We start from the raw sequence: 26593 nt of genomic DNA on the forward strand, positions 1-26593 counted from the left end.
GGGCCTAACCTGCCAGCGCGGGCTCAAGCGCCCGCTGGCGCCGCGGCCTTGCCGGCGTCTCGATGCTGGTTGAGGTGATCTCCTCGGACACGCCTTCGCCGGCGGCATCGGCGCCGTAGATTTCCCGCACGGCTGCAGCGGTCAGCTCGCTGGCCGTGCCGTCGAAGACGACCGCGCCATGCGCCATGCCGATGATGCGGCTGCAATAGTGTCGCGCCGTATCCAGCGTGTGCAGATTGGTGATGACCGTGATGCCGTCGCGGGCGTTGATGTCGGCAAGCGAATCCATCACCACCTTGGCATTGAGCGGGTCGAGCGAGGCGATGGGCTCGTCCGCCAGGATCATCTGCGGCTCCTGCATCAGCGCTCTGGCGATGGCCACACGCTGCTGCTGCCCGCCGGAGAGCGTCCCCGCCTGCTGCAGGGCGGTATGGGCGATGTCGAGGCGCTCCAGCGCAGCGATTGCCTGGATGCGCTCCTCGCGGGAATAGATGTTGAGCAGGTTCATCGCCATCGGGCGATGGTTGAGCCGGCCGAGCAGCACGTTGGTCAGAACATCGAGGCGCGGCACCAGGTTGAACTGCTGGAAGATCATCGCGCAATCGCGGTTCCAGCGCCGGAGGGCTGTGCCGCGGAGTTTCGAGACTTCGAGGTCGCGGAAGGTGATGGCGCCTTCGCTCGTCTCGATCAGCCGATTGATCATGCGAAGCAGGGTGGACTTTCCGGCGCCCGACCGGCCGATGACGCCGACCATCTCGCCATCGGCGATCTTCACATCGACTTTGTTCACCGCAACCGTTTTGCCGAAGCGGCGGGTTACACCGCGTATCTCAAGCATGACCACTCCCATGTCCCGCGGACGTTTTCGTCCTTGTTCGCGACATGGCCTAGCGGTCGTGCGTGAAGCTGCGATGTCGGCCGAATGTCAGTTTCTTGACAATCCACCGGCGCGCTGCTCGGGGCGTATCGCAGCCTTCAGAATATGATGCGCGGAAGCCAGGTCGAAACGGCCGGCGCGAACCAGATTACCGCCATGCCGACGATCTGCAGCATGATGAAGGGAACAACCCCGCGGTAGATCTGCCTGGTCGTGATCTCCTTCGGCGCGGCGGCCCTCAGATAGAACAAGGAGAACCCGAAAGGCGGGGTGAGGAACGATGTCTGCAGGTTGATGGCGATGAGCACCGCCAGCCACAGCGGATCGTGCCCCATGAGGATGAGGATGGGCGCGACCAGCGGCAGCACGATCACCGAAATCTCGACGAAATCGAGGAAGAAGCCGAGCACGAAGATGAGCGCCATCACGAAGATCAGCGCGCCTTGCGGGCCGCCGGGCATCTGCGTGAGGAACTCTTCCACCCGCACGTCCCCGCCCAGACCGCGAAACACTAGCGAAAAGACCGACGCGGTCAGGATAGTCGCGAAGATCATCGCCGTTACGGTCATGGTCGAAGTGACGATGGGGGTCAGGATTTCCTTCTTTTGCGCCCGCCACACCGATTGCAGGATGGCCGCAAGACCCAACAGCACCAACAGGGTGAGAAATCCGCCGAGTGCCCAGTCGGCCATATCGGTATCGCTGCGCTGCAGGCGCACCGGCACGGAGCCGGCCAGGACGGCGACGAGGCCGAGGGCGGCCGCGCCGGCGACGATGAGGCGGGCATTCTTCTCCGCCCGCGCGCCGGCCAGAAGCAGCGCGCCGACGGCGCCGACGCTTGCCGCCTCGCTGGGTGTCGCGACGCCGCCGAGTATGGAGCCCAGGACAGCCACGATGAGCAGAACCGGCGGCACCACGGCGCGCATGACCTGGCGCGCGGAGGGGCGGTCTCCGGCTTCCGCCAGCGCTGGGGCGGACTCGGGTGTGAGGGTTGCGCGTATCAAGAGATAGACGATGTAGACACCAACCAGTGTCAGGCCGGGAAGGAGCGCTGCTGCAAAGACCTGGCCCACGGATATGGTCTCGACCGAGAATTTGCCCTGTTCGTATTGCGCCTGCTGAAAGGCGTTCGACATGACGTCGGCGAGTATGATCAGCAGTGTCGAGGGAGGGATGATCTGGCCGAGCGTGCCGGAGGTGCAGACGATGCCCGAGGCCAGCCTCGGGTCGTAGCCGTTGCGCACCATGGTGGGCAGCGCGATCAGGCCCATCGCCACAACGGTCGCGCCGACGATACCCGTCGAGGCGGCAAGCAGCGCGCCGACCAGCACGACCGATACGCCGAGCCCGCCGCGCATGGCGCCGAAGAGCCGGCCCATGGTTTCAAGAAGCTCTTCCGCGATGCGGCTTTTCTCCAGCACGACGCCCATGAAGACGAAGAGCGGGATGGCGATCAGCACGTTATTCGTCAAAAGCCCGAATACGCGCTGGCCCAGCGCGCCAAGAAGGGCGGGATGGAATTGCCCGGTCACCCAGCCGATCAGCGCGAAAATGGCGGCGGTTCCCGCCATCATGAAGGAAACGGGATAGCCAACGAGAATGGCCGCGATGAGGGCGGCGAACATGAGAAGATCGAGCGGCAGGCTCATGCGGCATTCGTCCTGTCGCGGTAGAGCGCCAGATCGCGCAGGAGGCAGGCCAACCCCTGAATGACAAGCAGGCCGCAGAAAGCGGGAATGAGCGACTTCAGAAGAAAGGAGGCGGGGATGCCGCCGACGGAGATCGCGCCTTCCATCACCGCCCATGAATTGCGCACCGACGGCCAGGAGAACCACGCGATCATCAACATGGACGGCAGCAGGAAGAGGGTTGCTCCCAATATGTCGATGAGCGCCTTTTTGCGCGCGGAGAGCGAACCGTAGAAGATGTCGACGCGCACATGGGCATCCACCAGCAGCGTATAGCCCGCGCCAAGCATGAAGAGCGCGGCGTGCAGATAAAGGACGCTTTCGCTGAGAAAGATGAAGCTGACGCCATAAACATAGCGCAGGACCACGGTGCCGAACTGCACGAGCACCATGATGAGCGCCAGCCAGCGCACGGTCGCGCCGACGGCGATGTTCACCTGATCAAGCGCGGTTGCCAAGCGCTGCATGGATTGCTTTCCCATTTCGCAAAGCGGGTTGGTTTTCATTCAGGAGGAGTTTTGCGGCGGGACGGAAGTGCCCCACCGCAAGCAGTCGATCACCCGCCGTAGTTATAGTCCAGCGCGCGGGCGTTCATCTGCCCGTTGTCGGCGTAGACCATATATTCGGCGATGCTCTCGCGGTAGGCAAGGAAGCTCTCGACGATCCGCTTGACGAGTTCGTCGTCGTCCTCGCGCAGTTCCGCGATCACCTCGCCGGCCGCATTGCCCATCGCCACCATCACATCCTCGGGCAGTTGCTTCACCTGAACGCCGTGCTCGGAGACGAGTTGCTTGAGCGCCTGGGCGTGCTTGGTGGAGTATTCGGTCCAGACCGGATTGTAGAGGGACTCGCAAGCATAGGCGACGGCCTGCTGGAGGTCTTCCGGCAGTTCCTCGTAGGCTGCCATGTTGACCGCGCATTCCTCCGCCGAGGAAGGCTCGCCAACGCCCGGCCAGTAGTAGTTCTTGGCGACCTGATAAAAGCCGAGAGCCGAATCGCTCCACGGGCCGATGAATTCGCCCGCATCCAGCGCGCCCGACTGCAGTGCCTGGAACATGTCGCCGCCACCCATCGCCTGAACAGCCATGCCCAGCTTGGCACACATTTCCGAGGCAAGCCCCGTGGTGCGGAAGCGCAGGCCCCTGAGATCGTCCACGGAGTTTATCTCGTTGCGAAACCAGCCCTGCCACTGCGGGCCGGAATTGCCGCATAGGAAAGGTTTCAGCCCGAACCGGCCATACATCTCGTCATAAAGTTCCTGGCCGCCGCCATGCATCAGCCAGCCAAGCTGCTCGTCGGCGCGCAGGCCGAAGGGCTGCGATCCGAACATGAGAATGCCGCGCGATTTGGAACCCCAATAGGAAGGCACCGCGTGGTAGAGCTCGGCCGTGCCTTCCGAGACGGCGTCGAAAACACCGTTGCCTGGAACCAGCTCACCCGCCGCGTGGAGCCTGACTTCCAGCCGTCCGCCCGACAGTGCGGTGATGCGGTCGGCGAGCATTTGCGCGGCAACGCCGGGACCGGGCAGGTTCTTCGGCCATGCGGTGACCATGTTCCAGGTGCGCTTGTCCTGGGCGATTGCCGGTGCGGCCAGCCCCGTCGCCACGCCGGCTATACCCGCTGTCTGCAAAAATTGACGTCTTTTCATTGTCGTTCCCCTTGTCGTTTAGATCAGGATGGTTGCCGAAAACCGGAGTCCCTTTTCGGGATCATGCTCTAATTTCCCAGGATCGCGGGCAGCCGCAATCCCTGTTTTCTCGCCCAGTCGAGCGCTTCCTCGTAGCCGGCGTCGGCATGGCGCATGACGCCGGTCGCCGGGTCATTCCACAAGACGCGCTCCAGCCGGGCCGCCGCCGCATCGGTGCCGTCGGCACAGACGACCATGCCCGCATGCTGCGAAAAACCCATGCCGACGCCGCCGCCATGGTGCAGCGAGACCCAGGTCGCGCCGGAGGCGGTGTTGAGCAGCGCGTTGAGCAGCGGCCAGTCGGAGACGGCGTCCGAACCGTCCTTCATCGCCTCCGTTTCGCGGTTCGGCGAGGCGACGGAGCCCGAATCCAGATGATCGCGGCCGATGACCACCGGCGCCTTCAGTTCACCCTTGGCCACCATTTCGTTGAATGCCAGGCCCAGACGATGCCTGTCGCCAAGGCCAACCCAGCAGATGCGCGCCGGCAGGCCCTGAAAGGCGATGCGCTCGCGCGCCATGTCCAGCCACCGGTGAAGGTGCTCGTTGTCGGGCAGTATCTCCTTCACTTTCTCGTCGGTGCGGTAGATGTCTTCCGGGTCGCCTGAAAGGGCCGCCCAGCGGAACGGGCCGATGCCGCGGCAGAACAGTGGGCGGATATAGGCCGGCACGAAGCCGGGGAAGGCGAAAGCGTTCCCCAGGCCTTCTTCCTTCGCCACCTGCCGGATGTTGTTGCCGTAGTCGAGGGTCGGGATGCCCCGGTCCCAGAAGGCGACCATGGCTTCCACATGCTCGCGCATTGACGCGCGGGCGGCTTTTTCCACCGCCTTCGGATCGCTCTCCCGCTTCTCGCGCCATTCAGCCACCGTCCAGCCTTTCGGCAGGTAGCCGTTGACGGGATCGTGGGCCGAGGTCTGGTCGGTCACCAGGTCGGGCTTCACACCCCGGCGCACCATCTCCGGCACGATCTCGGCAGCGTTGCCGAGCAGGCCGACCGACTTCGCCTCGCCGGCCTTAGTCCAGCGGTCGATCATCTCCAGCGCCTCGTCGAGCGAGGTCGCCTTTTCGTCGACGTAACGGGTGCGGCGGCGGAAATCGATGCGGGTCTCGTCGCACTCGATCGCCAGGCAACAGGCGCCGGCCATGACGGCGGCCAGGGGCTGCGCGCCGCCCATGCCGCCCAGCCCCGCCGTCAGTATCCACCGGCCCTTGAGGTCGCCGCCGTAGTGCTGGCGCCCAGCCTCGACAAAGGTCTCGTAGGTACCCTGCACGATGCCCTGGCTGCCGATATAGATCCATGAGCCGGCCGTCATCTGGCCGTACATCATGAGGCCCTTCCTATCGAGCTCGTTGAAGTGGTCCCAGTTTGCCCAATGCGGCACGAGGTTGGAATTGGCGATGAGCACGCGCGGCGCATCCGCATGGGTGCGGAACACGCCGACCGGCTTGCCCGACTGCACCAGCAGCGTCTCGTCCTCACCGAGGGTTTTCAACGTCGCCACGATGCGGTCGAAATCATCCCAGGTGCGCGCCGCCCGGCCGATCCCGCCATAGACGACGAGCTCATTGGGGTTTTCGGCCACCTCGGCATCGAGATTGTTCATCAGCATGCGCAGCGGCGCTTCCGTGAGCCAGCTCCTGGCGTTGAGTTCCGGCCCGCGCGGGGCTTTCACGTCGCGGATATTGTGGCGCGGGTTTGTCATTGCTCAATTTCCTTCATGGAGAGCGCGGCCTCTTCGATGCGCTCCAGAATTTCCTTCAGATGGGGCCGCAACCGCTCAGCCTTGGCGAAGTCGAGCGCGAATGGCACGGCCTCACTCGTCAGGTGCGTCGCCTGCGCGAGTTCCATCTGGATGGCGTGCTGCCCGTTGTCCGGCTGTCCGTAGTGACGCGTCGTCCAGCCGCCGACGAAGCGGCCGTTGAGCACGCTGGTGTGGCCATCGGCCGCCTCACAGACATCCACCACCGCCCGCTCAATCGCAGGCGCGCATGTCCTGCCGTGGTCGGTGCCGATATTGAAATCGGGCAGCCGCCCTTCGAAGAGAAACGGGCAATGGGAGCGTATGGAGTGGCAATCGTAGAGGATGGCCAGGCCGTGCAGAGCTTTCACCCGCTCTATCTCGGCAGCGAGCGCCGCATGATAGGGGGCATGGAAGGTGGCAAGCCGCTCGGCCGTATCGGCTTCCGTGGGCTCGTGGCCCGGTCTCCAGATCGGCCGATTGTCGAAATCGATCACCGGCACCAGGCCGGTCGTGTTCTGGCCGGGATAAAGGCTTTGGCCGGAAGGATCGCGGTTGGCGTCGATCACGTAGCGGTGGAATGTCGCGCGCACCGTGGTCGGGCCCTCCAGCAGTCCGTCATAGAGCCGGTGGACGTGCCAGTCCGTATCGGTGAGCTTCAACCCCTGGGGATTGAGGCGGGCGCGGATTTCATTCGGAACATGGGTGCCCGTGTGCGGCAGACCAAGAATGACGGGCGACGTTCCTTGATGCACTTCTACAGGGATCATGAGCCGGCCTCCAAGGCGCGGCGTCCGGACATTGAGGTAAAGGCCGTCACGGCTCGCTCCTCAATTCCGGCAGGATGCCGGGCGAGATGCTGGCATTGAGGGCGCCGGAGCGCACCAGTTCGATGGCGTTTTCAAGGTCCGGCGCCATGAAGCGGTCCGCTTCGAGTTCCGGCACAACAGTGCGGATGGCGGAATGGGCTTTCTGCAGCTCGGCGCTGGTTTTCAATGGAGCGCGCAGGTCGAGGCCCTGCGCCGCGGTCACGGCCTCTATGCCGACGATGCCGTAGAGGTTCTCGGTCATCGCCAGCAGGCGCCGGGCGCCGTGGCAGGCCATCGAGACATGGTCCTCCTGATTGGCGGAGGTGGGGGTGGAATCGACCGAGGCCGGATGCGCCATCTGCTTGTTTTCCGACATGAGTGCGGCGGAGGTCACCTCGGCGATCATCAGGCCCGAGTTCAGGCCAGGCTTCTTGGCCAGGAACGCCGGCAGGCCGAAGGAGAGCGCAGGGTCCACCAGAAGCGCGATACGCCGCTGCGCGATCGCTCCGATCTCGCACACCGCAAGTGCGATCTGGTCGGCGGCCAGCGCCACCGGCTCGGCGTGGAAATTGCCGCCCGAGACAACCTGCCCGTCCGAAAGCACCAGCGGATTGTCGGTCACCGCGTTGGCCTCGATTTCCAGCGTGCGCGCCGCCTGGCGCAGCACGTCCAGGCAAGCCCCGTCCACCTGCGGCTGACAGCGGATGCAGTAAGGGTCCTGCACACGCTCGTCGCCTTCGCGGTGGCTCTCGCGGATTTCGGAGCGCTCGAGCAATGCCCAGAGCGCGGCAGCGGTGTCGATCTGCCCCTGATGACCGCGCAGCGTGTGAATCTCGGGGTGGAAGGGAGCTGACGAGCCCATGGCGGCGTCGGTCGACAGCGCACCGGTGATGACGGCTGCCCTTGCCGCCCGATGCGCCTTGAAGAGGCCGGCCAGAGCGAGCGCGGTCGAAACCTGGGTGCCGTTGATCAGCGCCAGCCCTTCCTTGGCGGCCAGCGTCACCGGTGCGAGGCCGGCCTTGGCCAGTGCCTCGGCGGCGGGCATTCTTTCGCCGGCAAAGAAAGCTTCGCCCGCGCCTATCATCGCGGCTGCCAGATGGGCCAATGGGGCAAGGTCCCCCGACGCGCCGACGGAACCTTTTTCCGGGACCACCGGCAGAATATCCTTTTCAAGCATGGCTTCCAGAAGCGCTACGATCTCTATACGCACGCCCGAGGCGCCACGACCGAGCGACATCAGCTTCAGCGCCATGACGAGCCGGACGATCTCCGCCGACAAGGGCGCGCCCACGCCGCAGCAGTGGGACAGTATGAGATTGCGCTGGAGCGTGGCCACGTCCTGCGCGGGAATGCTGACGCTGGCGAGTTTACCGAAGCCGGTATTGACGCCGTAGACGGCCTCGTTGCCGCCGGCGATCTGTGCGATGCGCGCCGCCGCGGCATCGATCTGCCCGTGGTAGGCCGGATCGATCCTGACGGGCAGCCCCTCGCGCCAGATGCGTTCGAGATCGCGGATCGTGACCTTGCCTGGGGAGAGCGTGAGGATCATGCGGCGTCTCCTGCGATGCGGCGATGGAGCGGGTTGAAGCCGATGCGGTAGGCGAGTTCGGCCGGATGCTCGACGTCCCAGACGGCGAGCTCGGCGCGCTTGCCCGGCTCTATGGTGCCGATCTCGCCAGCAAGCCCGAGGGCCCGTGCGGCCTCGCGCGTTGCGCTCGCAAGCGCCTCCTCCGGCGTCAGGCGGAACAGGGTGCAGGCCATGTTGAGGGTCAGGAGAAGCGAAGCGAGCGGCGAGGAGCCGGGATTGCAATCGGTGGCGACGGCGATGGGCACGCCGGCTCTGCGCAATGCATCCACCGGCGGCAGTTGCGTCTCGCGCAGCGTGTAGAACGCGCCGGGCAGGAGCACGGCGACACTACCCGCTTCCGCCATGGCGGCAATGCCGTCCTCGTCCAGATACTCCAGGTGATCCGCCGAAAGCGCACCATGGGAGGCGGCCAGCCGGGCTCCGCCGAGATTGGAAAGCTGCTCGGCGTGCAGCTTAACAGGAAGGCCGAGTTTGTCCGCGTGGTCGAAGACGCGGGCCATCTCGTCGCGCGAGAAGGCGATGCCCTCGCAAAACCCGTCCACGGCGTCGACCAGGCCTTCCTCGTGCGCCGCGTCCATACCCGGCAGCACGACATCGTCGATATAGGCGTTCGCTTGGCCCTTGTATTCGGGCGGCAGGGCGTGGGCGGCCAGATAGGCGGTCTTCACACGCACCGGCCGCAACTGCCCCAGCCGGCGCGCCGCGCGCAGCATCTTCAATTCATCCGCGACCGTCAGTCCGTAGCCGGATTTGATCTCGACCGTTGCGACTCCCTCGGCGATGAGGGCGTCGAGCCGGGGCAGCGCGCCGGCGACAAGCGCGTCCTCGCTCAAGGCCCGGGTTGCCGATACGGTGGAGACGATGCCGCCGCCGGAGCGCGCCACCTCCTCATAGCTCGCGCCTTGCAGCCGCATCTCGAATTCGCGGGCGCGGTGTCCGCCATAGACGATGTGGGTATGACAGTCGATCAGCGCAGGCGTCGCCAGCCGGCCGCCATAATCCTGCGCCGACGCGTCCGACCAGCCTTGCGGAAGCGCCGCGCGCTCGCCGGCGAAGACGATACGCCCATCCTCGATGGCGACCGCCGCGTCCTCCACCAGCCCATAGGGCGCGCCGCCGGCCGTCATGGCCGCAAGGCGGATGCCGGTGATGATTTGACGCGCCATCGCTGCTAAAGCCCCTGTTCTTGCCTGAACTTGATGCTATTATGTATATACAAAAGAAGTCAACGGGGATTTGAGCATGCAGACCATATTCGCCGACGCCGCGCTGACCGCCGAGGGCTGGCGGCAGAATGTTCTGCTGCGCATCGACGAGACGGGGCGCATCGCATCGGTCGAGATCGGCAGCCGGGCGGAGGGCGCCTATCGCGTTCCCGTTCTTCTTCCCGCGATCTCGAACGTGCACAGCCATACCTTTCAGCGCGCCATGGCGGGTCTTGCCGAGCGGCGCGGGCCCAAAGGCCGCGACAGTTTCTGGACGTGGCGCGAGATCATGTATCGGTTTCTCGACCTGCTCACCCCGGACGATATCGAAGCCATCGCCGCCTTCGCCTTCATGGAGATGCAGGAGGCCGGGTTCGCGGCCTGCGCCGAGTTTCACTATGTCCACCATCAGCCGGGCGGCACAGCCTATGACGACATCGGCGCGCTCGCGGGCCGCATTTGCGCGGCGGCGCAGGAGACGGGCATTGGCCTGACGCTGCTTCCGGTTCTCTACCGCTACGGCGGCGTCGACAAGCGGCCGCTCGCCGGGGGACAGCAGCGTTTCGGCAATGACTTGCCTGCCTTCGAGAGCCTGCTGGCCAGTGCCCAACGTCATGTCAGCGCCCTGCCGCCGGATGCAGGCCTGGGCGTCGCGCCGCACTCGATCCGCGCCGTGCAGCCGGAAGAGCTGGAGGCGGTGAGCGGCCTTCTGCCGGGCCGGCCAATCCACATGCACATTGCCGAGCAGGAGCCCGAGATCGAGGAGGTCGAGCGCGCCTATGGAAGGCGGCCGGTGGAGTGGCTGTTCGACACATGCGCGATCGATGAGCGCTGGTGCCTGATCCACGCCACCCACATGACCCGCCAGGAGACGGATATGCTCGCCCGTTCCGGCGCCGTTGCCGGGCTTTGTCCTGTTACCGAGGCCAATCTCGGCGACGGCATCTTCAACGGGCCGGAATATAGGGCTGCCGGAGGACACCTCGGCGTCGGGACCGATTCCAATATCCGCATCTCGGTTGCCGAGGAATTGCGGCAGCTCGAATATTCGCAGCGCCTGCGCGACCGCGCCCGCGTCGTGCTGGCCGATCATGGCGCGTCGAGCGGCAGCACGCTCTATGCCGCGGCGCTCGACGGCGGCGCGCGGGCGCTCGGCAGGCGGACCGGCTCTCTGGGCGTTGGAAACTGGGCGGACATGGTGGCCGTCGACCCCAGGTCCTTTGCCGGCTTTGAGGAGGATGACGGCCATCTCGACGGCTGGCTTTTCACGGGTTCGAACGATGCGGTGACCGATCTCTGGTCGGCCGGTCGCCACCGGGTCAAGGGCGGGCGGCATGTTGCGCGCGAAGCCATCGCCGGGCGCTATTTAGCCGCGATGAAGCGCCTCATGGGGCAACTCTAGCCATGCGCGCCTCCTTCCGCGCCATTCGCGATGAGATGGCTCGCCGTATTGCCGAGCGCGCCTGGGGTCCGGGCGCGCTCATTCCAGGCGAGGAAGAGCTGGCGCGCGAGTTCGGCGCGGCACGCGCCACAGTCAACCGGGCCCTTCAGGAGCTTGCCCGTTCCGGCCTCATCGAGCGCAAGCGCAAGGCTGGAACGCGGGTCGCCCTGCATCCCGTGCGGGAGGCGCGTTTCGTCATCCCGCTGGTGCGCCAGGAAATCGAGGCCAGGGGCGGCGAATACCGCTATCGCTTGCTCGACGTGGAGGAGAAACCTGCCCCTGGAGCCGTTCACACGCGCTTGAACTTGCCCGCTGCCGCGCCGCTCCTGCATGTGCGCTGTCTGCATCTTTCGGACGGGAGCGCCTATCAGCTCGAGGATCGCTGGATCAACCTCGGCGCCGTGCCTTCGGCGCGCGAGGCAGATTTTGGCGAGACCAGCCCCAATGAATGGCTGGTGCGCAATTCACCCTTCACTGACGCAGAATTCACCTTCCTGGCTGCCGCCGCCAACCGGCAGGAGGCAGCGCTTCTCGATCTGCGGGAAGGCGACCCGGTCTTCGTCGGAGAACGCATCACCTGGCTGCACGACCGGCCGGTCACGCTGGTGCGTATGACGCATCCGGCGAGCCACCGCATGGTATCGCGCATGTAACCCGCAGAAGGCGGCTTCCGCCTACAAGTGATTCCACTAAGCTGCAAAATGCTGTAGGGGCAGGGCCATCGCAGCCGTGTCCGGAACCAGCCCATGACCCGCCCCACCCTGATCGCCCCTTCCATTCTCGCTTCCGACTTCTCGCGCCTTGGCGACGAGGTCGCGGCTGTCGCCAAGGCGGGCGCAGACTGGATCCATCTCGATGTCATGGACGGGCATTTCGTGCCCAACATCACTTTCGGCCCGCCGGTCATCAAGGCCATCCGCGACCGCACGGATAAGGTGTTCGACTGCCATTTGATGATCACGCCGGCCGATCCCTATCTGGAGGCCTTCGTAGAGGCAGGCTGCGACATCATCACCGTACATGCCGAGGCCGGCCCGCATCTGCACCGGTCGCTGCAGACCATTCGCCGGCTGGGCAAGAAGGCAGGCGTCTCGCTCAATCCCTCGACACCGGAAAACGTCATCGAATATGTGCTCGATGAGGTCGATCTGGTGCTTCTCATGACGGTCAATCCCGGCTTCGGAGGGCAGGCCTTCATCCCCTCGGTGATCGACAAGATCAGGCGTGTGAGGGCGATGATCGGCGACCGTCCCATCGATATCGAGATCGACGGCGGCGTCACGCCCGAGACCGCGCCGCAGGTAGTAAGCGCCGGCGCCAATGTGCTCGTCGCCGGATCGGCTGTATTCAAGGGCGAAGGCGAGGCCGACTACCGGCGCAACATCGAGGCAATCCGGGCATCGATCTAGGGAGAAAGCGCAACGCTAGTGCGCCTCTTCCCAGTTGCTTGCCGCACGGGCGTCGACCTTGAGCGGCACCGATAGGGCGCGCGCCGGGAAGGCAGCGTTCTCCATGACTTCCCGGATTACCGGAATGGCCTTGTCGACGCTTTCGTCCGGTGCCTCAAAGACCAGTTCGTCATGCACCTGCAGCAGCATCTGCACGTCGCCCAGCCCGGCGTCACGGAGCGCGGCGTCCATGCGGATCATGGCGCGCCGGATAATGTCGGCGGCCGAGCCCTGGATCGGCGCGTTGATCGCCGCCCGCTCGTTGAAGGCGCGCAGCGATGGGTTCGACGAGCGGATCTCCGGGTAGTGCGCCCGCCGCCCGAAGATCGTCTCGACATAGCCCCGTTCCCGGGCGAAAGCCTTGGTCGCGTCCATATAGTCCTTGATGCCGGGGAACCGCTCGAAATAGCGCCTGATATAGGCGCCCGCCTCCTCGCGCGGGATGGCGAGCTGGTTGGCCAGACCGAAAGCGGAAATGCCGTAGATGATGCCGAAATTGATGGCCTTGGCGCGCCGTCGCACCTCGCCCGGCATGCCTTCGACCGGCACGCCGAACATCTCCGACGCCGTCATGGCGTGAATGTCGAGGCCTTCGGCGAAGGCCTGCTTCAACTGCGGAATATCGGCCACATGAGCCAGCACGCGAAGCTCGATCTGGCTATAGTCCGCCGAAATCAACTTGCGGCCCTCGGGCGCGACGAAAGCCGTACGTATCTTGCGGCCCTCGGGCGTGCGAACGGGGATGTTCTGCAGGTTCGGCTCGGAAGAGGAAAGGCGGCCCGTCGTCGTGGAGGCCAGCGAATAAGACGTGTGAACGCGCTTGGTCTCCGGGTGGATATAGCCCGGCAGCGCATCGGTATAGGTCGATTTGAGCTTGGTAACCTGCCGCCAGTCGACGATCTTGCGAGGCAATTCGTGGCCCGTCGCCGCCAATTCTTCAAGCACCTGCGCCGAGGTCGACCACTGGCCCGATTTCGTCTTCGCGCCGCCGGGCAGGCCCATCTTGCCGAACAGGATTTCGCCCAGTTGCTTGGGCGAACCGATGGTGAAGCGCTCGCCGGCAAGCCGGTAGATCTCGTCTTCCATGCCGGCTGCCGTCTGGGCGAAATCGCCCGACATGCGCGACAGTATCTGACGGTCCACCTGGATGCCGCGATGCTCCATACGGCCGATGACCGAGATCATCGGCCGCTCGAGCCGCTCATAGACCGACACCAGCCCGTCGGCTACGAGCCGTGGCTTGAGAACGCGCCACAGGCGCAGGGTGATGTCGGCATCCTCGGCTGCATAGGTGGTAGCGCGCTCCAGATCCACCATGTCGAAGGTCGTCCGGCTGCGGCCTGATCCTGTCAATTCCTTGTAGGAGATCGGCACGTGGCCAAGCCACCGTTCCGACAGGGAATCCATGCCGTGCCCGCCATTGGCATGACCGCCGCCGGCCTCCAGCACATAGGAGATGAGCATCGTGTCGTCGTAGGGGGCAATGTCGATGCCCTGCCGGTAAAGCAGCAGCCAGTCATATTTCATGTTCTGGCCGATCTTCAGAACAGCCGGGTCCTCCAGCAGCGGCTTGAGCGCGGCGAGCGCCTGCCCGGCGGGGATCTGGCCGTCGAGCAGCCCGCCGCCCAGCAAATCCCCGGATCCATTCTTGTGCGACAGGGGCACATAGACGGCACGGCCGGGCGCGGTCGCCAGGGAGAAGCCGCACAATTCGGCCTGCATCGGGTCCAGCGACGTGGTTTCCGTATCGAAGGCCACCAGCCCGGCTTCGCGCGCCTCCGTTATCCACGCCTCCAGCGTGGCCAGGTCACGAATGCACTGGTAGCCGGCCCGATCGATAGGTTTGCCGGCGGTTTCCTCGGCCAGCTTGTTGGCCAGGCTGCGCGGCGTTCTTGCTCCGTCCGTCCGGTCGGGCGCCACTTCGCCTTCGGCGCCGGGCTCGTCTGTACCTGAGGAAGGCACCGTCAAATCCGGCCCGTGCGCCGCCGCACTTTCGGCAACCTCCAGAACGGCCGCATCGATTGCCGCCGCATCCGCACCCGTGGCTTCGGCGACGCGCCGGGTCAGTGTGGTGAATTCCATTGCCTTGAGAAAGGAAATCAGCTTCGGCCCGTCCGGTGGATCGAGCGTCAGCCCATCCAGCCCGAGCTCGACGGTCACGTCATTCTTCAGCCGCACCAGTTCACGCGAAATTCGCGCCTTCTCGGCGTGTTCGATCAGATTTTCGCGGCGCTTAGTCTGCTTGATCTCGCCGGCGCGCTCCAGAAGCGTGTCGAGGTCGCCATACTCTTCCAGAAGCTGCGCCGCGGTCTTCGGGCCGATGCCGGGCACGCCCGGAACATTGTCTATGGAATCGCCCGTCAGAGCCTGCAGGTCGATCATCTTTTCCGGCGGCACGCCCCATTTCTCGATGACTTCGGGCACGCCGATCTCGCGGTCCTTCATCGGGTCGTACATGGAGACGCAAGGGCCGACGATCTGCATCAGGTCCTTGTCGGAGGAGATGATGGTGGCGTCGCCGCCGGCCTCGACCGCGAGCCTGGCATAGGTGGCGATGAGGTCGTCCGCCTCAAACCCTTCCATCTCGATGCAGGGCAGGTCGAAAGCCCGCGTCGCCTCGCGGATAAGCCCGAATTGGGGCACCAGGTCTTCCGGCGGTTCGGAGCGGTTGGCCTTGTATTCGGGGTAGAGTTCGTTGCGGAACGTCTTGGAGGAATAGTCGAAGATCACCGCGAAATGAGTCGGCGTCACACCTACATCCGTATCGCGCGCGTTCTGCAGGAGCTTCCACAGCATGTTGCAGAAACCGGAGACGGCACCGACCGGCAGACCGTCCGATTTACGGGTCAACGGTGGCAGTGCGTGGTAGGCGCGGAAGATGTAGCCCGAGCCGTCGACAAGGAAGAGATGATCGCCTTTTTTCATGGAAAAACGGGTAGCGCGCCCGGCTCGGTCTGTCCATGGCGAATGGCCATTGGGGCCAACCCTACTGACGTAGACGATATTGGTAACGTCAATGTTACAAAGTTGTAATGTGAGGTCCCTTGAATCGCCATATTAGCGCACAACATATCATGCATCGGCAATATTCAAGCCGAAAGTCCGGGGCAAAGGCCCGTCCCCCGCCTAACCCGGACAACTGGCGGCAGCCTCATCCCCCCCTCTCCGGGCTGCCGCGCATTTTTGACCAAGACCGCCGTGGCCTCCCCTCCGCCACGGCGGTATTTTGTCTGTCTATCGGTACGTGGTCTTTTCCGAAAACCGGTATCTGCCTTTCCTGGAATCGCTCTATTCCTGCTTCCAATCTCCGTGATGGATGTCCAGCCCGTCGATGCGGTCGAAGCCGTGCGCGCCGAAATAATCGCGCTGAGCCTGGATGAGATTGGCGGTGCCGCGCCCGCGCCGCAGGAGGTCGAAATGGGCAAGTGCAGCGCTAAGAGCCGGCATGCCGACCCCATCGTGCACGCCGAGCGCCACAGCCTGCCGCAGATGGCCGTGGGCCTCCCGCATCAGCGATACGAAGGCGGGCGTCGCCAGCAGATTATCGATCTCAGGTGCGGCCTCGAAGGCCTGCGCGATCTCGCCCAGAAACTGCGAGCGGATGATGCAGCCGGCGCGCCATATGCGCGCCACCGTGTCGAGCGGCAGGTTCCAGCCATATTCCCGCGAGGCGGCCGCCATGACGGAAAAGCCTTGCGCATAGGCGACGATCTTCCCGGCCATGAGCGCCTGCTCCAGCGTATGAAGCAGTTCGGGCGTGACCGGCCCCGCTTGCCGGGCGATATCCTGGGGAAACAGCTTCTCGGCGGCCTCGCGTTCCTCCTTCATGGACGACAGGCCACGCGCGGCGACCGCTGCCTCGATCGCGGTTGCGGGGATGCCCAGCGTCTGCGCCTCGATGACGGACCAGCGTCCCGTGCCCTTCTGCCCCGCCTTGTCTAGGATGACGTCCACCAGGGCTTTCCCGCTATGCGGATCGCCGGCGGAAAGAACCGCCGCCGTGATCTCGATCAGATAGGAATTGAGCCGCCCTTCGTTCCAACGCGCGAAGATCGCCGCGATATCCTTTGCCGGCAGGCCGTGCCTGTCGCGCAGGAAGCCGTATATCTCGGCGATCATCTGCATATCGGCATATTCGATGCCATTGTGGATGGTCTTGACGAAGTGGCCCGCGCCTTCCGGGCCGAGCCAGGCCTGGCAGGCTTCTTCCTCGTAGCGCGCCGCGATGGCGTTCAGTATCGGCTGGATGCGCTCATAGGCGGCACGCGGTCCGCCCACCATGATCGACGGGCCGTGCCGCGCGCCCTCCTCTCCGCCCGATATGCCCATGCCGACAAAGGCCGGGCCAGCGGCGTCCAGCGCCCGCATCCGACGCTGTGTGTCCCTGAAATTGGCATTGCCGGCATCGATGATGATGTCTTGGGGATCAAGGAGCGGTTTCAGCGCCTCGATCTGGGCATCGACCGCCTCGCCGGCCTTTATCATGAGGATGATCGGGCGGGGACGCTCGATCGCCTCGACCAGCGCCTCCGGCGTCTGGCAGCCGATAATGTTCTCACCAAGTGTGTCCGCTTCGGCCAGAAATGCCCCGATGCGGGCTGCCGTACGGTTATGGACGGCAACGCGAAATCCCTTCTCGGCAATGTTCAGCGCAAGGTTCGCGCCCATCACGCCAAGGCCGATCAAGCCGATATCCGCTTTGCTCATGTTTGGTCTATCCCTTGGCCTGTCGGTTCAGCGCTTGCGTCTTTTCTTGCCGTAAAGCTCGAGCCGGTGATGCACGATGTCATAGCCGAGCGATTTGGCGATCTCGTCCTGGAGTGCTTCGATCCTGGTGGAGTGGAACTCGATCACGTCGCCCGTGTCGATGTCGATCAGGTGGTCGTGATGCTCGCCGCCGGCCTGTTCGAAACGCGCCCGCCCGCCTTCGAAGGCATGGCGGTGAATGGCGCCTTTTTCCTCCAGCAGCTTCATGGTCCGGTAGACCGTAGACAACGAGATGCTGGGATCCACCTCGCTCGCACGCTGGAATATCTCCATGGCATCGGGATGATCGTCGGTTTTGGAAAGGATGCGCAGGATCACCTGCCGGGGCCGTGTGATTCGCACGCCCGCCCGGCGCAGATCCTGCTCATAGTCTTTCTGGGGGCCGGCTGTTTCGTTCATGGGCGGAATATGCGTCAACTGCCGCGCCGTTGCAAAGGCGAAGACCCGCTCTTCACAAGAGCGGGCCGGTTCCCCGGTCCGTGCGTCCCGCGGATGGCGCCGTTATTCGGGAATGACGGCGGTCGCTTCGATCTCCACCTTCGCCCGGTCCTCGATGAGGGCGGCCACCTCCACCACGCTCATCGCCGGGAAATTGCGCCCCATCACCGCGCGATAGGCCTCGCCCAGATCACGCAGGCGCGCCAGATATTCGGCTTTGTCGGTGATGAACCATGTCATCCGGACCACATGCTCGGGTCCCGCGCCGCCCTCGCGCAGCAGCTCGGCGATATTCTCCAGCGTCTGGCGGACCTGGCCGACGAAGTCGTCCGTTTCGAACGTCTGGTCGGCGGTCCAGCCGATCTGGCCACCCAGATAGAGTGTGCGGCCGCTGGCGGCGATGCCGTTGGAGTAGCCCTTGGCGGGTTTCCATCCCGAGGGGCTCAGTATCTGGTGGGGTGAAGCGCTGGCGCTCATCTTCGTGCCTTTTCCTGTTGTCCTGACCGTACTGGCGTGTCTAAACGCCGAGAAACCGTTCCTGGATATCGGGGGTCATCGTTTCAGGGTTGCCCTGCCACACGGTCTGGCCGCGCTCCAGGATAGTGCAGCGGTCAGCGACCGGAAGCAGTTCCGACAGGGTCTTGTCGACGATCAGGATGGACTGGCCTTCCTGCTTCAGGGTGCGGATGGCGGCCCAGATGTCCTTGCGGATCACTGGCGCCAGACCTTCGGTCGCCTCATCCAGAATGACCAGCGTGGGATTGGTCATCAGCGCCCGCCCGATGGCCAGCATCTGCTGCTCGCCACCCGAAAGCGTCCGGGCACTCTGGCTCCGCCTTTCCGCCAGCCGGGGAAACAGCCAATGGATCTGCGCCAGGTCCCATTTGCCGGGCCGGGCGGCGGCGAGCAGGTTCTCTTCAACGGTCAGGTTGGCGAAGCAGCGGCGGCCTTCCGGCACGAGCCCGATGCCAAGCCGCGCCACCCGATGAGGGGGCAGCCCGACCGTTGGACGCCCGGCGAACAGGACCCTGCCCGAGCGCGCCGGCGTGAGATTGCAGATCGACCTTATGGTGGTGGTCTTGCCCATGCCGTTGCGGCCCATCAGCGCCACCACCTCGCCCTCTTCCACGGTCAGTTGAACGTCGAAGAGTGCCTGTGACTTGCCGTAGAAGGTCTGCAACGCCTGCACTTCGAGTAGGCTCATGCCGCGTCCCCCAGATAGGCTTCGCGCACCGCCGGATCGGAGCGGATTTCCTCGACCGTCCCGGTAGCAATGACCCGGCCATAAACGAGGACGGAAATCCGGTCGGCCAGGGCGAAGACCGCTTCCATGTCGTGCTCCACCAGCAGGATCGGCGCTTCGTGCCGCAGATCGTGCAGGAAGGCGGTCAATGCACGCGAGCCCTCCGGCCCCATGCCGGCCATCGGTTCGTCCAGAAGGAAAGCCCGCGCACCCAGCGCCAGGGCGACCGCGATTTCGAGCTGTCGCCGCTCGCCATGGGAAAGCTCGGCCGCCGGAATGGCGGCGCGGTCCTGGAGGCCGACCCGTTCCAGCGCTTCCATCGCCGGTCCGGTCAAAGTGCGGTCGCTCATCACCGGACGAAAGAAGCGGAAGCTCGATCCCTGCCGCGCCTGCACCGCCAGCATGACGTTGCGCAGCGCGGAAAATTCCGGCGCGAGCGAGGAGACCTGGAACGTGCGGCCGAGGCCGAGGCACGCCCGCTCGGCGACACCCATCCGCAGGACGTCGCGGCCGAGAAAGCGTACTTCCCCGCTGTCCGGCATCAGCGTTCCGGCGATCTGGTGGATGAGGGTGGATTTTCCCGCGCCATTGGGGCCGATGAGCGCGTGGATCTCGCCGGGCTTCAGGTCGAGGTTCACATCGTCGGTGGCCTTCAGCGCGCCGAAGCTCTTTTTCAGGCCGCGAATATCGAGCACGGGTTCAGCCATGCCGCGCCCTCCCCGCGAGCAGGCCCATCACGCCGCCCCGCGCGAAAAGCACAACACCCAGAAGCACGAGCCCGAGAAACAATTGCCAGCGCTCGGTAATGCCGCCGAGGGCGAATTCGAACAGCACGAACAGTGCCGCGCCCGCCAGCGGACCGCCCAACCGCCCGACGCCGCCGAGGATGATGAGGACAATGAGTTCGCCCGACATGTGCCAGGAAAGCATGGAGGGACTGACGAAGCGGTTGAGGTCGGCGAAGAGGGCGCCGGCCACGGCGGTCAGCATCGCCGAGATGACGAAGGCCGCGAGGCGGATCGTGAACGGCGCGATGCCGACGGCGGCAAGCCGGACCTCGTTCTGGCGTCCGGCCTGGAGAGCAGCGCCGAAGCGGGAATTCATGAGGCTCCGGAAGGCGGCGAGCCCCGTACACAGAACGCCGAAGCAGATCAGGAAGAATGGCATCGGCGCCAGCGTATTGGCGCCCGGAAAGGCGTTTCGCACATAGATCGAAAGCCCGTCCTCGCCGCCATAGGCGGGCCAGGAAATGGCGAAATAGTAGACCATCTGGGCAAAAGCGAGTGTGATCATGATGAAATAGACGCCCGACGTCCTCAGCGAGATGAGGCCGATCAGGGAGGCTGCGGCACCGGCCGCAAGCGCTCCAACGATCCAGATGACGATCATATCATTCGTGCCAGGCAGGCCGAGGAACAATGGCTCGCCATTGAAGGCGTGGGTGGCCAGGATGCCGGCTGCATAGCCGCCAATGCCGAAGAAGGCGGCGTGGCCGAAGGACACCAGTCCGCCGAGCCCCAGCGCGATGTTGAGCCCGGTCGCGGCCAGCGCCAGGATGGCGATGCGAGTGGCCAGTGTGATGTAGAAGGGTTCGTCGATCGCCTGTGCGGCAAAGGGTGCCGCCAGGAGCGCGGCGATCAGGACCGCGGTGACGATAGCTTCTCGCGTCATCCCGCGCCTCATCCGTTTGCCGAAAACAGGCCCTGCGGACGCACCGCGAGCACCAGAGCCATCACGATATAGATCAGCATCGAGGCGATGGCCGCGCCTATCGCAGCGGCGTCCGATGGCTCGATGAAAACGGCGAAGAAGCGCGGCAGTAGGAAGCGGCCCAGTGTCTCGGTCACGCCGACCAGGAGCGAGCCGATCAATGCCCCTTTGATGGAGCCGATGCCGCCGATGACGATGACGACGAAGGCGAGGATCAGAACCGGCTCGCCCATCCCCACCTGCACCGATTGCAGCGCACCGACCAGTGCCCCGGCAAGGCCGGCAAGGGCCGCACCCAGCGCGAAGACGAGCGTATAGAGCGTGCGGATGTCGACGCCAAGCGCGGCGATCATCTCGCGGTCCGATTCGCCGGCGCGGATGCGCATGCCGAGCCGGGTGCGCGAGATCAGCAGATAGAGCCCGACAGCCACCGCCACGCCCACGCCGATGACGGCGAGCCGGTAGAGCGGATAGCTGGCGCCGCCCGGCAGCCTCACCGCGCCCGAAAGCAGCGGCGGAATGTCGAGATAGAGCGGAAATGAGCCGAAAACCCAGCGCGTTCCCTCCGAAAAGATGAGGATCAGCGCAAAGGTGGCAAGCACCTGGTCGAGATGATCGCGGTCATAAAGGCGGCGGATGACCAGTATTTCGATGACCGCCCCGGCGGCAGCGGCGGCCGCCAGGCTCGCCACAAGTCCCAGCCAGAACGAGCCCGTCGCCGCGGCGACCGCGGCGCATGCGAACGCGCCGACCATGAAGAGCGAGCCATGGGCGAGGTTGATGAGGCCCATCACGCCGAATATCAGCGTCAGCCCGGCCGCCATCAGGAACAGCATGACGCCGAACTGCAGGCCGTTGAGGATTTGCTCGATGAGGAGGGCGGTGGACACTGTCTGGTTCCGCTGGTCGGTTTGAAGATCAGGACTGGTCGATAGCGACTTCGGGCAGAGGGTAAGGTTGAGCGCAGCGCCGACTTTGGCAATCCGTGGCGCCGCCCCTCATCCGCCTGCCGGCACCAGCCCGGGTCGAGCCATTGGTCTCGACCCGTCCTTCGGACCCCGTGAACGGGGAGAAGGCGGCTGGTAGTCTTCTACATCCCGCACTCGGCGGCGTAGGCGTCCTGGTGATCCTCCAGCGCGACGCCGATGATCTTGTTGGTCAGCACGTCGCCTTCCTTGACCACCTCACGGACGTAGATGTCCTGAATCGGGTGGTTGTTGTTGCCGAACTTGAAATCGCCACGGGTCGACTTGAAATCGGCTTCCTTCAGGGCGGCGCGGAAGGCGTCCTTGTCCTTCACGTCGGCCTTTTCCATGGCGGACAGGATGAGGTTCGCGGTGTCGAAGCCCTGGCTGGCATAGAGCGAAGGCAGGCGGCCATATTCGGCCTGAAAGCTTTCGACGAAGGCCTTGTTGGTCTCGTTGTCGATATCCTTGGACCATTGCGAGGTGTTTTTGACGCCCAGCGCCGCATCGCCCACAGCGCCCAGTATGTCCTGGCCGAAGGAGAAGGCCGGGCCGATGAGCGGCGCGCCGACGCCCGCTTGCGCGTACTGCTTGGTGAACGCGATGCCCATGCCGCCGGGCAGGAAGACGAAGACGGCGTCCGCGCCCGAATCGCGGATCTGGGCGATTTCGCCCGCATAGTCGGTCTGGCCGAGCTGCGTGTAGACCTCGCCCGCCAGTTCGCCCTCATACATGCGCTTGAAGCCGGTCAGCGCATCGGTGCCCGCCGGGTAGTTGGGCGCCATGATGAATACGTTCTTGTGGCCGGCCGAATTGGCGTAGGCGCCGGCGGCCTCGTGCAGATTGTCGTTCTGCCAGGCGACGTTGAAATAGTTTTCGTTGCACATCTTGCCGGCAAGCTGCGACGGGCCGGCATTGGGCGATATATAGAAGGTGCCCTGGTTCACCGTGTTCGGCACGACCGCCATCGCCAGGTTCGACCAGATGATGCCGGTCAGGATGTCCACCTTGTCGCTCTGCAGCATCTTGTCTGCGATCTGGACGGCCAGTTCCGGTTTCCGCGCGTCGTCCTCGACGATCACTTCAAGCTCGTCGTTGCCGACCTGCTTCACCGCCAGCATGAAGCCGTCGCGCACGTCGACGCCCAACCCCGCACCACCGCCCGAAAGCGTGGTGATCATGCCGACCTTGACCGGCTCGGCCTGAGCGAGACCAATCGAAAGGGTGCCCGCGGCAAATGCCGCGAGGCCGGTTTTTAGAATGTTTCTCATACTGTTTCTCCCATTGTCTTAGCTTTCCTGGTTCCTCGTCGTTTCGCCAGCCGGTTCCGGCCGTTCTAGAGCTCCGTACGCAGATACCAGAGCTCCGGGAACAACTCGACTTCAAGCATTCTGCGAAGATAGGACACTCCCAGCGTTCCCCCCGTGCCCCGCTTCAACCCGATGATGCGCTCCACGGTGGTAACGTGGTTGAAGCGCCAGCGGCGAAAATAGTCCTCGAAATCAACCAGCTTTTCGGCAAGCTCATAAAGAGCCCAGTGATCGTCCGGCGCAAGATAGACCTGTTTCCATGCTTCCTGCACCTTCTCGCTCGGCTTGCGGGTGTCGCGCCAGTCGCTGCGCTTTGCGTCCTCGCCGATGTCGAAGCCGCGGCGCGCAAGCAGAAGCAGCGCCTCATCGTAAAGGCTGGGCTCGCTGAGGATCGCCTCGAGCGTGGATATGGCCTGCGGATTACCGCGATGCTGCTTGAGCATTGTGAGGTTGCGGTTGCCGGCCAGGAACTCGACCGCCCGGTACTGCCAGGACTGGAAGCCGGAGGACTGCCCAAGGGCGCCGCGGAAGCTCGTATATTCGCTGGGCGTCATGGTGCGCAGGACGTCCCAAGCGTTGTTGAGCTGCTCGAAGATGCGGGCCACCCGTGTCAGCATCTTGAAGGCAGGGCGGAGCCGGTCCTCGGCGATTGCCTGCTTGGCGGAGCGGATTTCGTGGATGGCGAGCTTCATCCATAGTTCGGAAACCTGGTGCTGGATGATGAAGAGCAGTTCGTCATGCGCCGTCGAATGCAGCTTCTGGGCGTCGAGGACCCGGTCGAGACGGAGATAGTCGCCATAGGACATGTCGGGCATGAGGTCGGCCGCCGCTTCGTCCGGCATGTGTTCGCGCTCCGTCATGTCACCTTCTCCCGCCGCTGATATTCCGCCCACTCCCAAAGCCGTCCTCGCATGACCGCCTCGAGATGCATTGCCGCCTCGATGACGTCCTCGACGCCTACATAGAGCGGCGTGAAGCCGAAGCGCATGATGTCCGGCGCCCTGAAATCGCCGATGACGCCGCGGTCGATTAGGGCTCGCATCGCAGCATAGCCTTCGCCGAAACGGAACGAGACCTGCGAACCGCGCCTTGCCGGGTCGCGCGGCGAGGCGAGTTCGAGTTCGGGGCACCGTGTCTCGACCTCGGCGATGAAACGCTCCGTAAGTTCTGTCGAACGTTTGCGCACCGCCTGCATGTCGACATCGGCCCAAACGTCGAGCGCAGCGTCGAGCGACGCCATGGAGAGGATCGGCGGCGTGCCTACGCGCATGCGGTTGATGCCCTCCGCCGGCTGGTAATGCTGCTCGAATGCGAAGGGGGCATAGTGGCCCATCCAGCCAGCCAGCAACGGCTCGATGCGCCCGGCATGGTCGGGCCGCACATAAAGGAAGGCAGGGGCGCCCGGCCCGCCGTTCAGATATTTGTAGCCGCAGCCGACTGCGAAATCGGCATTGGCCGCCTTCAGATCCACAGGCAGCGCGCCGGCGGAATGGGCAAGGTCCCAGATGACAAGCGCGCCCTCCGCATGCGCCCTCTTGGTCAGCGATGCCATGTCGTGCAGACGGCCGGTGCGGTAGTCCACCTCCGTCAGCATGACGACGCCACTGTCCGCGCCGATCGCGTCCTCGACCGCCTCCGGCGCGACCACCTTCACCTCATGTCCTTGCCCGAGACCGGCGGCCACCCGTTCGGCGACATAGATGTCGGTCGGAAAATTGCCGCTGTCCGTCAGTATACGCTTACGCTCTGTCTTGGCGAGCGCGGCCGTCAGCACCTTGAAGAGATTCACCGAGGTGGAATCGCCAGCAACCACCGTTCCCGCGTCCGCGCCGATCAGCCGGGCGATCTTGTTGCCGACGGTGACAGGCAGGTCGATCCAGCCGGCCTCGTTCCAGCCGCGAATGAGCTTACTCCCCCACCCCTTCTCCACCTCGCGTGCGACGCGCTCCCTTGCCGCGCGCGGCAAGGGGCCCAGCGAGTTGCCGTCGAGATAGATCACGCCGTCCGGCAGTTCGAACAGCGCCCGCGTGGCACGAAAGAGATCGGGCACTGTCATTGTGTCGGTGTCTCCCGCAATCGGAAGCGCTGTATCTTGCCCGTCGCGGTCTTTGGCAGGCTTTCCACGAAAACGATCGAGCGCGGATATTTATAAGGCGCGATGGCCGCCTTCACGTGGTCCTGCAGGCGCTTGACCGTGGCGTCGTCGCAGGGGACGCCGGAGGCGACCACCACGTGGGCCTGGACGATCTGGCCCCGCTCGGCATCCTCGGCGCCAATCACCGCGCATTCGGCCACATCCGCATGGGCCAGCAGCGCTGCCTCGACCTCGGGCCCGGCGATATTGTAGCCGGCGGAAACGATCATATCGTCCGAGCGCGCGGCGAAGTGGAAGCGGCCTTCCTCATCCTGGATGAAGGAATCTCCCGTAAGGTTCCAGCCGTCGCGCACATAGTCCTTCTGCCGCTCGTCGGCGAGGTAGCGGCAGCCGGTGGGACCGCGCACGGCCAGGCGTCCGATCTCGCCGCGCGGCACCTCGTTCATGTCCTCGTCGACGACACGCGCCTCATACCCCGTCACCGGCCTTCCGGTGCAAGCCGGGCGCATGTCGTCAAAGCGGTTGGAGATGAAGATGTGCAGCATTTCGGTCGCACCGATGCCGTCGAGGATGGGCTTGCCCGTCTTGTGCAGCCATTCCTCGCAGACGGGGCCCGGCAACGTCTCGCCCGCAGAGACCGCCGCGCGCAGCGAGGAAAGGTCTGCGCCCCCGTCCATGGCGGCCAGCATGGCGCGGTATGCGGTGGGCGCGGTGAAGCTGATCGTCGCGCGGTATTTCTCAATGATCTCCACCATGTTCGGCGGCGTCGCGCTTTCCAGGAGCGTGGCCGCGGCTCCGAAACGCAGTGGAAAAATTGCCAGCCCGCCAAGTCCGAAGGTGAAGGCCAGCGGCGGCGAACCCACGAAAACGTCGTCCGGCGTGACCTGGAGCACTTCCTTCGCATAGCCGTCGGCTATGATCAGCAGGTCGCGGTGGAAATGCATCGTCGCCTTGGGAACACCGGTGGTGCCCGAGGTGAAGCCAAGCAACGCGACATCGTCGCGCCCCGTCTTCACCGCATCGAACCGCACCGGCTTGTTGAGTGCGATGCGGTCGAGCTCGGCGTCGAAATTGGCGGTGCCATCGAAGCCCACCACCTGCTTCAAGTATCTGCTGCCCTTGGCGCAGGCGACGAGCTCGTCCTTGATGCGGGTGTCGCAGAGCGCCAAGGCGACCTCGGCCTTGTCGACGATCTTGCCGAGTTCGCCGGCGCGCAGCATCGGCATCGTGTTGACGACCACCGCCCCAGCCTTGGTGGCGGCCAGCCAGCAGGCGACCATGGCGGGATTGTTGGCCGAGCGGATCAGGATCCGATGGCCCGGCTTGACGCCGTAATCCTCGACCAGCGCATGGGCGAGCCGGCTGGTCCAGTCGGCCAGTTCCTTATAGGTACGCTGGCGGCCATTGCCGATCAGCGCAACATGGTCGCCAAACCCTTTCTCCACCATGCGGTCGGTGAGTTCGACGCCGGCGTTCAGATATTCTGGATAATCGAACCCCTCCAGAAGGAAGTCCGGCCATTGATCCGGCGGCGGGAGGTTGTCCCGCGTGAATGTATCGACATGCGCCGATGGTCCCAGCAT

The 26593-nt window shown here is 64.7% G+C and carries 23 protein-coding genes; 3 read left to right on the forward strand and 20 right to left on the reverse strand.

All coding sequences use genetic code 11. The annotated features are described in order from the left end of the window. Positions 1-4: 4 nt before the first annotated feature. The 8 genes from phnC to hutI form a co-directional block, all read right to left on the reverse strand. Positions 5-838: a phosphonate ABC transporter ATP-binding protein gene (gene phnC, locus N1058_RS03120; RefSeq protein WP_265516032.1), complete on the reverse strand. Its 834-nt coding sequence runs from the start codon at positions 836-838 to the stop codon at positions 5-7. Between the two features lie 137 nt (positions 839-975). After that, positions 976-2526, reverse strand: coding sequence for a TRAP transporter large permease (locus N1058_RS03125; RefSeq protein WP_265516033.1), 1551 nt, complete (start codon positions 2524-2526; stop codon positions 976-978). Next, positions 2523-3032 carry a TRAP transporter small permease subunit gene (locus tag N1058_RS03130; RefSeq protein WP_265516034.1) on the reverse strand — a complete coding sequence of 170 codons (510 nt, stop codon included), beginning with the start codon at positions 3030-3032 and terminating at the stop codon, positions 2523-2525. The genes N1058_RS03125 and N1058_RS03130 overlap by 4 nt, the downstream gene beginning before the upstream one ends. An 89-nt stretch (positions 3033-3121) precedes the next feature. Continuing rightward, positions 3122-4213, reverse strand: a complete 1092-nt coding sequence (locus N1058_RS03135; protein ID WP_265516035.1) for a TRAP transporter substrate-binding protein — start codon at positions 4211-4213, stop codon at positions 3122-3124. A gap of 68 nt (positions 4214-4281) precedes the next feature. After that, the gene (gene hutU / locus N1058_RS03140; RefSeq protein ID WP_265516036.1) at positions 4282-5955 is read right to left on the reverse strand and encodes a urocanate hydratase; all 1674 of its coding nucleotides are present in this window, start codon (positions 5953-5955) and stop codon (positions 4282-4284) included. After that, entirely contained in the window at positions 5952-6761 is an 810-nt protein-coding gene (hutG, locus tag N1058_RS03145; protein WP_265516037.1) for an N-formylglutamate deformylase, read from the reverse strand. The genes hutU and hutG overlap by 4 nt, the downstream gene beginning before the upstream one ends. A 46-nt stretch (positions 6762-6807) precedes the next feature. Then, on the reverse strand, positions 6808-8349 hold the full coding sequence (gene hutH / locus N1058_RS03150; RefSeq protein WP_265516038.1) for a histidine ammonia-lyase: 1542 nt from the start codon (positions 8347-8349) through the stop codon (positions 6808-6810). Next, positions 8346-9554, reverse strand: a complete 1209-nt coding sequence (gene hutI / locus N1058_RS03155; protein WP_265516039.1) for an imidazolonepropionase — start codon at positions 9552-9554, stop codon at positions 8346-8348. Before hutI ends, hutH begins: the two co-directional genes overlap by 4 nt. A gap of 76 nt (positions 9555-9630) precedes the next feature. Here hutI and N1058_RS03160 point away from each other — a divergent pair, with 76 nt between their 5' ends. From N1058_RS03160 to rpe, 3 genes are all read left to right on the forward strand, one after another. After that, positions 9631-10995, forward strand: coding sequence for a formimidoylglutamate deiminase (locus N1058_RS03160; RefSeq protein ID WP_265516040.1), 1365 nt, complete (start codon positions 9631-9633; stop codon positions 10993-10995). 2 nt (positions 10996-10997) lie between these two features. Further along, positions 10998-11687, forward strand: a complete 690-nt coding sequence (locus N1058_RS03165) for a GntR family transcriptional regulator (RefSeq protein ID WP_265516041.1) — start codon at positions 10998-11000, stop codon at positions 11685-11687. A gap of 93 nt (positions 11688-11780) precedes the next feature. Further along, positions 11781-12443 (forward strand): ribulose-phosphate 3-epimerase, encoded by a 663-nt coding sequence (gene rpe, locus N1058_RS03170; protein WP_265516042.1) that lies wholly within the window; start codon positions 11781-11783, stop codon positions 12441-12443. 15 nt (positions 12444-12458) lie between these two features. Here rpe and polA read toward each other — a convergent pair whose 3' ends face one another. From polA to N1058_RS03230, 12 genes are all read right to left on the reverse strand, one after another. Continuing rightward, on the reverse strand, positions 12459-15407 hold the full coding sequence (gene polA, locus N1058_RS03175; RefSeq protein WP_265516043.1) for a DNA polymerase I: 2949 nt from the start codon (positions 15405-15407) through the stop codon (positions 12459-12461). A 363-nt stretch (positions 15408-15770) separates the two neighbouring features. After that, positions 15771-17189, reverse strand: a complete 1419-nt coding sequence (gndA, locus tag N1058_RS03180; protein ID WP_265516044.1) for an NADP-dependent phosphogluconate dehydrogenase — start codon at positions 17187-17189, stop codon at positions 15771-15773. 27 nt (positions 17190-17216) lie between these two features. Then, positions 17217-17648: a Fur family transcriptional regulator gene (locus N1058_RS03185; RefSeq protein WP_265516045.1), complete on the reverse strand. Its 432-nt coding sequence runs from the start codon at positions 17646-17648 to the stop codon at positions 17217-17219. A gap of 102 nt (positions 17649-17750) precedes the next feature. After that, positions 17751-18164 carry a RidA family protein gene (locus N1058_RS03190; RefSeq protein ID WP_265516046.1) on the reverse strand — a complete coding sequence of 138 codons (414 nt, stop codon included), beginning with the start codon at positions 18162-18164 and terminating at the stop codon, positions 17751-17753. A gap of 40 nt (positions 18165-18204) precedes the next feature. Then, positions 18205-18891, reverse strand: coding sequence for an ABC transporter ATP-binding protein (locus N1058_RS03195; protein ID WP_265516047.1), 687 nt, complete (start codon positions 18889-18891; stop codon positions 18205-18207). Continuing rightward, positions 18888-19637, reverse strand: a complete 750-nt coding sequence (locus tag N1058_RS03200; RefSeq protein ID WP_265516048.1) for an ABC transporter ATP-binding protein — start codon at positions 19635-19637, stop codon at positions 18888-18890. The genes N1058_RS03195 and N1058_RS03200 overlap by 4 nt, the downstream gene beginning before the upstream one ends. Then, on the reverse strand, positions 19630-20601 hold the full coding sequence (locus N1058_RS03205; protein WP_265516049.1) for a branched-chain amino acid ABC transporter permease: 972 nt from the start codon (positions 20599-20601) through the stop codon (positions 19630-19632). Before N1058_RS03205 ends, N1058_RS03200 begins: the two co-directional genes overlap by 8 nt. 8 nt (positions 20602-20609) lie before the next feature. Beyond that, positions 20610-21530 (reverse strand): branched-chain amino acid ABC transporter permease, encoded by a 921-nt coding sequence (locus N1058_RS03210; RefSeq protein ID WP_265516050.1) that lies wholly within the window; start codon positions 21528-21530, stop codon positions 20610-20612. Between the two features lie 200 nt (positions 21531-21730). Next, positions 21731-22876 carry an ABC transporter substrate-binding protein gene (locus N1058_RS03215; protein WP_265516051.1) on the reverse strand — a complete coding sequence of 382 codons (1146 nt, stop codon included), beginning with the start codon at positions 22874-22876 and terminating at the stop codon, positions 21731-21733. 65 nt (positions 22877-22941) lie between these two features. Next, complete coding sequence (kynA, locus tag N1058_RS03220; RefSeq protein WP_265516052.1) at positions 22942-23775, reverse strand: tryptophan 2,3-dioxygenase; 834 nt, start codon at positions 23773-23775, stop codon at positions 22942-22944. Continuing rightward, a complete protein-coding gene (gene kynU / locus N1058_RS03225) occupies positions 23772-24971 on the reverse strand; it encodes a kynureninase (RefSeq protein ID WP_265516053.1) in 1200 nt (399 codons plus the stop codon). Before kynU ends, kynA begins: the two co-directional genes overlap by 4 nt. Further along, positions 24968-26593, reverse strand: a complete 1626-nt coding sequence (locus N1058_RS03230) for an AMP-binding protein (protein ID WP_265516054.1) — start codon at positions 26591-26593, stop codon at positions 24968-24970. The genes kynU and N1058_RS03230 overlap by 4 nt, the downstream gene beginning before the upstream one ends.

The organism is Nitratireductor luteus, assembly GCF_026162365.1.
Lineage (GTDB): Bacteria > Pseudomonadota > Alphaproteobacteria > Rhizobiales > Rhizobiaceae > Chelativorans > Chelativorans luteus.

Bases quoted from the DNA above. Each gene is read 5' to 3' on its own strand.
- phnC (WP_265516032.1), bottom strand. From the start codon at position 838: ATGCTTGAGATACGCGGTGTAACCCGCCGCTTCGGCAAAACGGTTGCG.
- N1058_RS03125 (WP_265516033.1), bottom strand. From the start codon at position 2,526: ATGAGCCTGCCGCTCGATCTTCTCATGTTCGCCGCCCTCATCGCGGCC.
- N1058_RS03130 (WP_265516034.1), bottom strand. From the start codon at position 3,032: ATGCAGCGCTTGGCAACCGCGCTTGATCAGGTGAACATCGCCGTCGGC.
- N1058_RS03135 (WP_265516035.1), bottom strand. From the start codon at position 4,213: ATGAAAAGACGTCAATTTTTGCAGACAGCGGGTATAGCCGGCGTGGCG.
- hutU (WP_265516036.1), bottom strand. From the start codon at position 5,955: ATGACAAACCCGCGCCACAATATCCGCGACGTGAAAGCCCCGCGCGGG.
- hutG (WP_265516037.1), bottom strand. From the start codon at position 6,761: ATGATCCCTGTAGAAGTGCATCAAGGAACGTCGCCCGTCATTCTTGGT.
- hutH (WP_265516038.1), bottom strand. From the start codon at position 8,349: ATGATCCTCACGCTCTCCCCAGGCAAGGTCACGATCCGCGATCTCGAA.
- hutI (WP_265516039.1), bottom strand. From the start codon at position 9,554: ATGGCGCGTCAAATCATCACCGGCATCCGCCTTGCGGCCATGACGGCC.
- N1058_RS03160 (WP_265516040.1), top strand. From the start codon at position 9,631: ATGCAGACCATATTCGCCGACGCCGCGCTGACCGCCGAGGGCTGGCGG.
- N1058_RS03165 (WP_265516041.1), top strand. From the start codon at position 10,998: ATGCGCGCCTCCTTCCGCGCCATTCGCGATGAGATGGCTCGCCGTATT.
- rpe (WP_265516042.1), top strand. From the start codon at position 11,781: ATGACCCGCCCCACCCTGATCGCCCCTTCCATTCTCGCTTCCGACTTC.
- polA (WP_265516043.1), bottom strand. From the start codon at position 15,407: ATGAAAAAAGGCGATCATCTCTTCCTTGTCGACGGCTCGGGCTACATC.
- gndA (WP_265516044.1), bottom strand. From the start codon at position 17,189: ATGAGCAAAGCGGATATCGGCTTGATCGGCCTTGGCGTGATGGGCGCG.
- N1058_RS03185 (WP_265516045.1), bottom strand. From the start codon at position 17,648: ATGAACGAAACAGCCGGCCCCCAGAAAGACTATGAGCAGGATCTGCGC.
- N1058_RS03190 (WP_265516046.1), bottom strand. From the start codon at position 18,164: ATGAGCGCCAGCGCTTCACCCCACCAGATACTGAGCCCCTCGGGATGG.
- N1058_RS03195 (WP_265516047.1), bottom strand. From the start codon at position 18,891: ATGAGCCTACTCGAAGTGCAGGCGTTGCAGACCTTCTACGGCAAGTCA.
- N1058_RS03200 (WP_265516048.1), bottom strand. From the start codon at position 19,637: ATGGCTGAACCCGTGCTCGATATTCGCGGCCTGAAAAAGAGCTTCGGC.
- N1058_RS03205 (WP_265516049.1), bottom strand. From the start codon at position 20,601: ATGACGCGAGAAGCTATCGTCACCGCGGTCCTGATCGCCGCGCTCCTG.
- N1058_RS03215 (WP_265516051.1), bottom strand. From the start codon at position 22,876: ATGAGAAACATTCTAAAAACCGGCCTCGCGGCATTTGCCGCGGGCACC.
- kynA (WP_265516052.1), bottom strand. From the start codon at position 23,775: ATGACGGAGCGCGAACACATGCCGGACGAAGCGGCGGCCGACCTCATG.
- kynU (WP_265516053.1), bottom strand. From the start codon at position 24,971: ATGACAGTGCCCGATCTCTTTCGTGCCACGCGGGCGCTGTTCGAACTG.
- N1058_RS03230 (WP_265516054.1), bottom strand. From the start codon at position 26,593: ATGCTGGGACCATCGGCGCATGTCGATACATTCACGCGGGACAACCTC.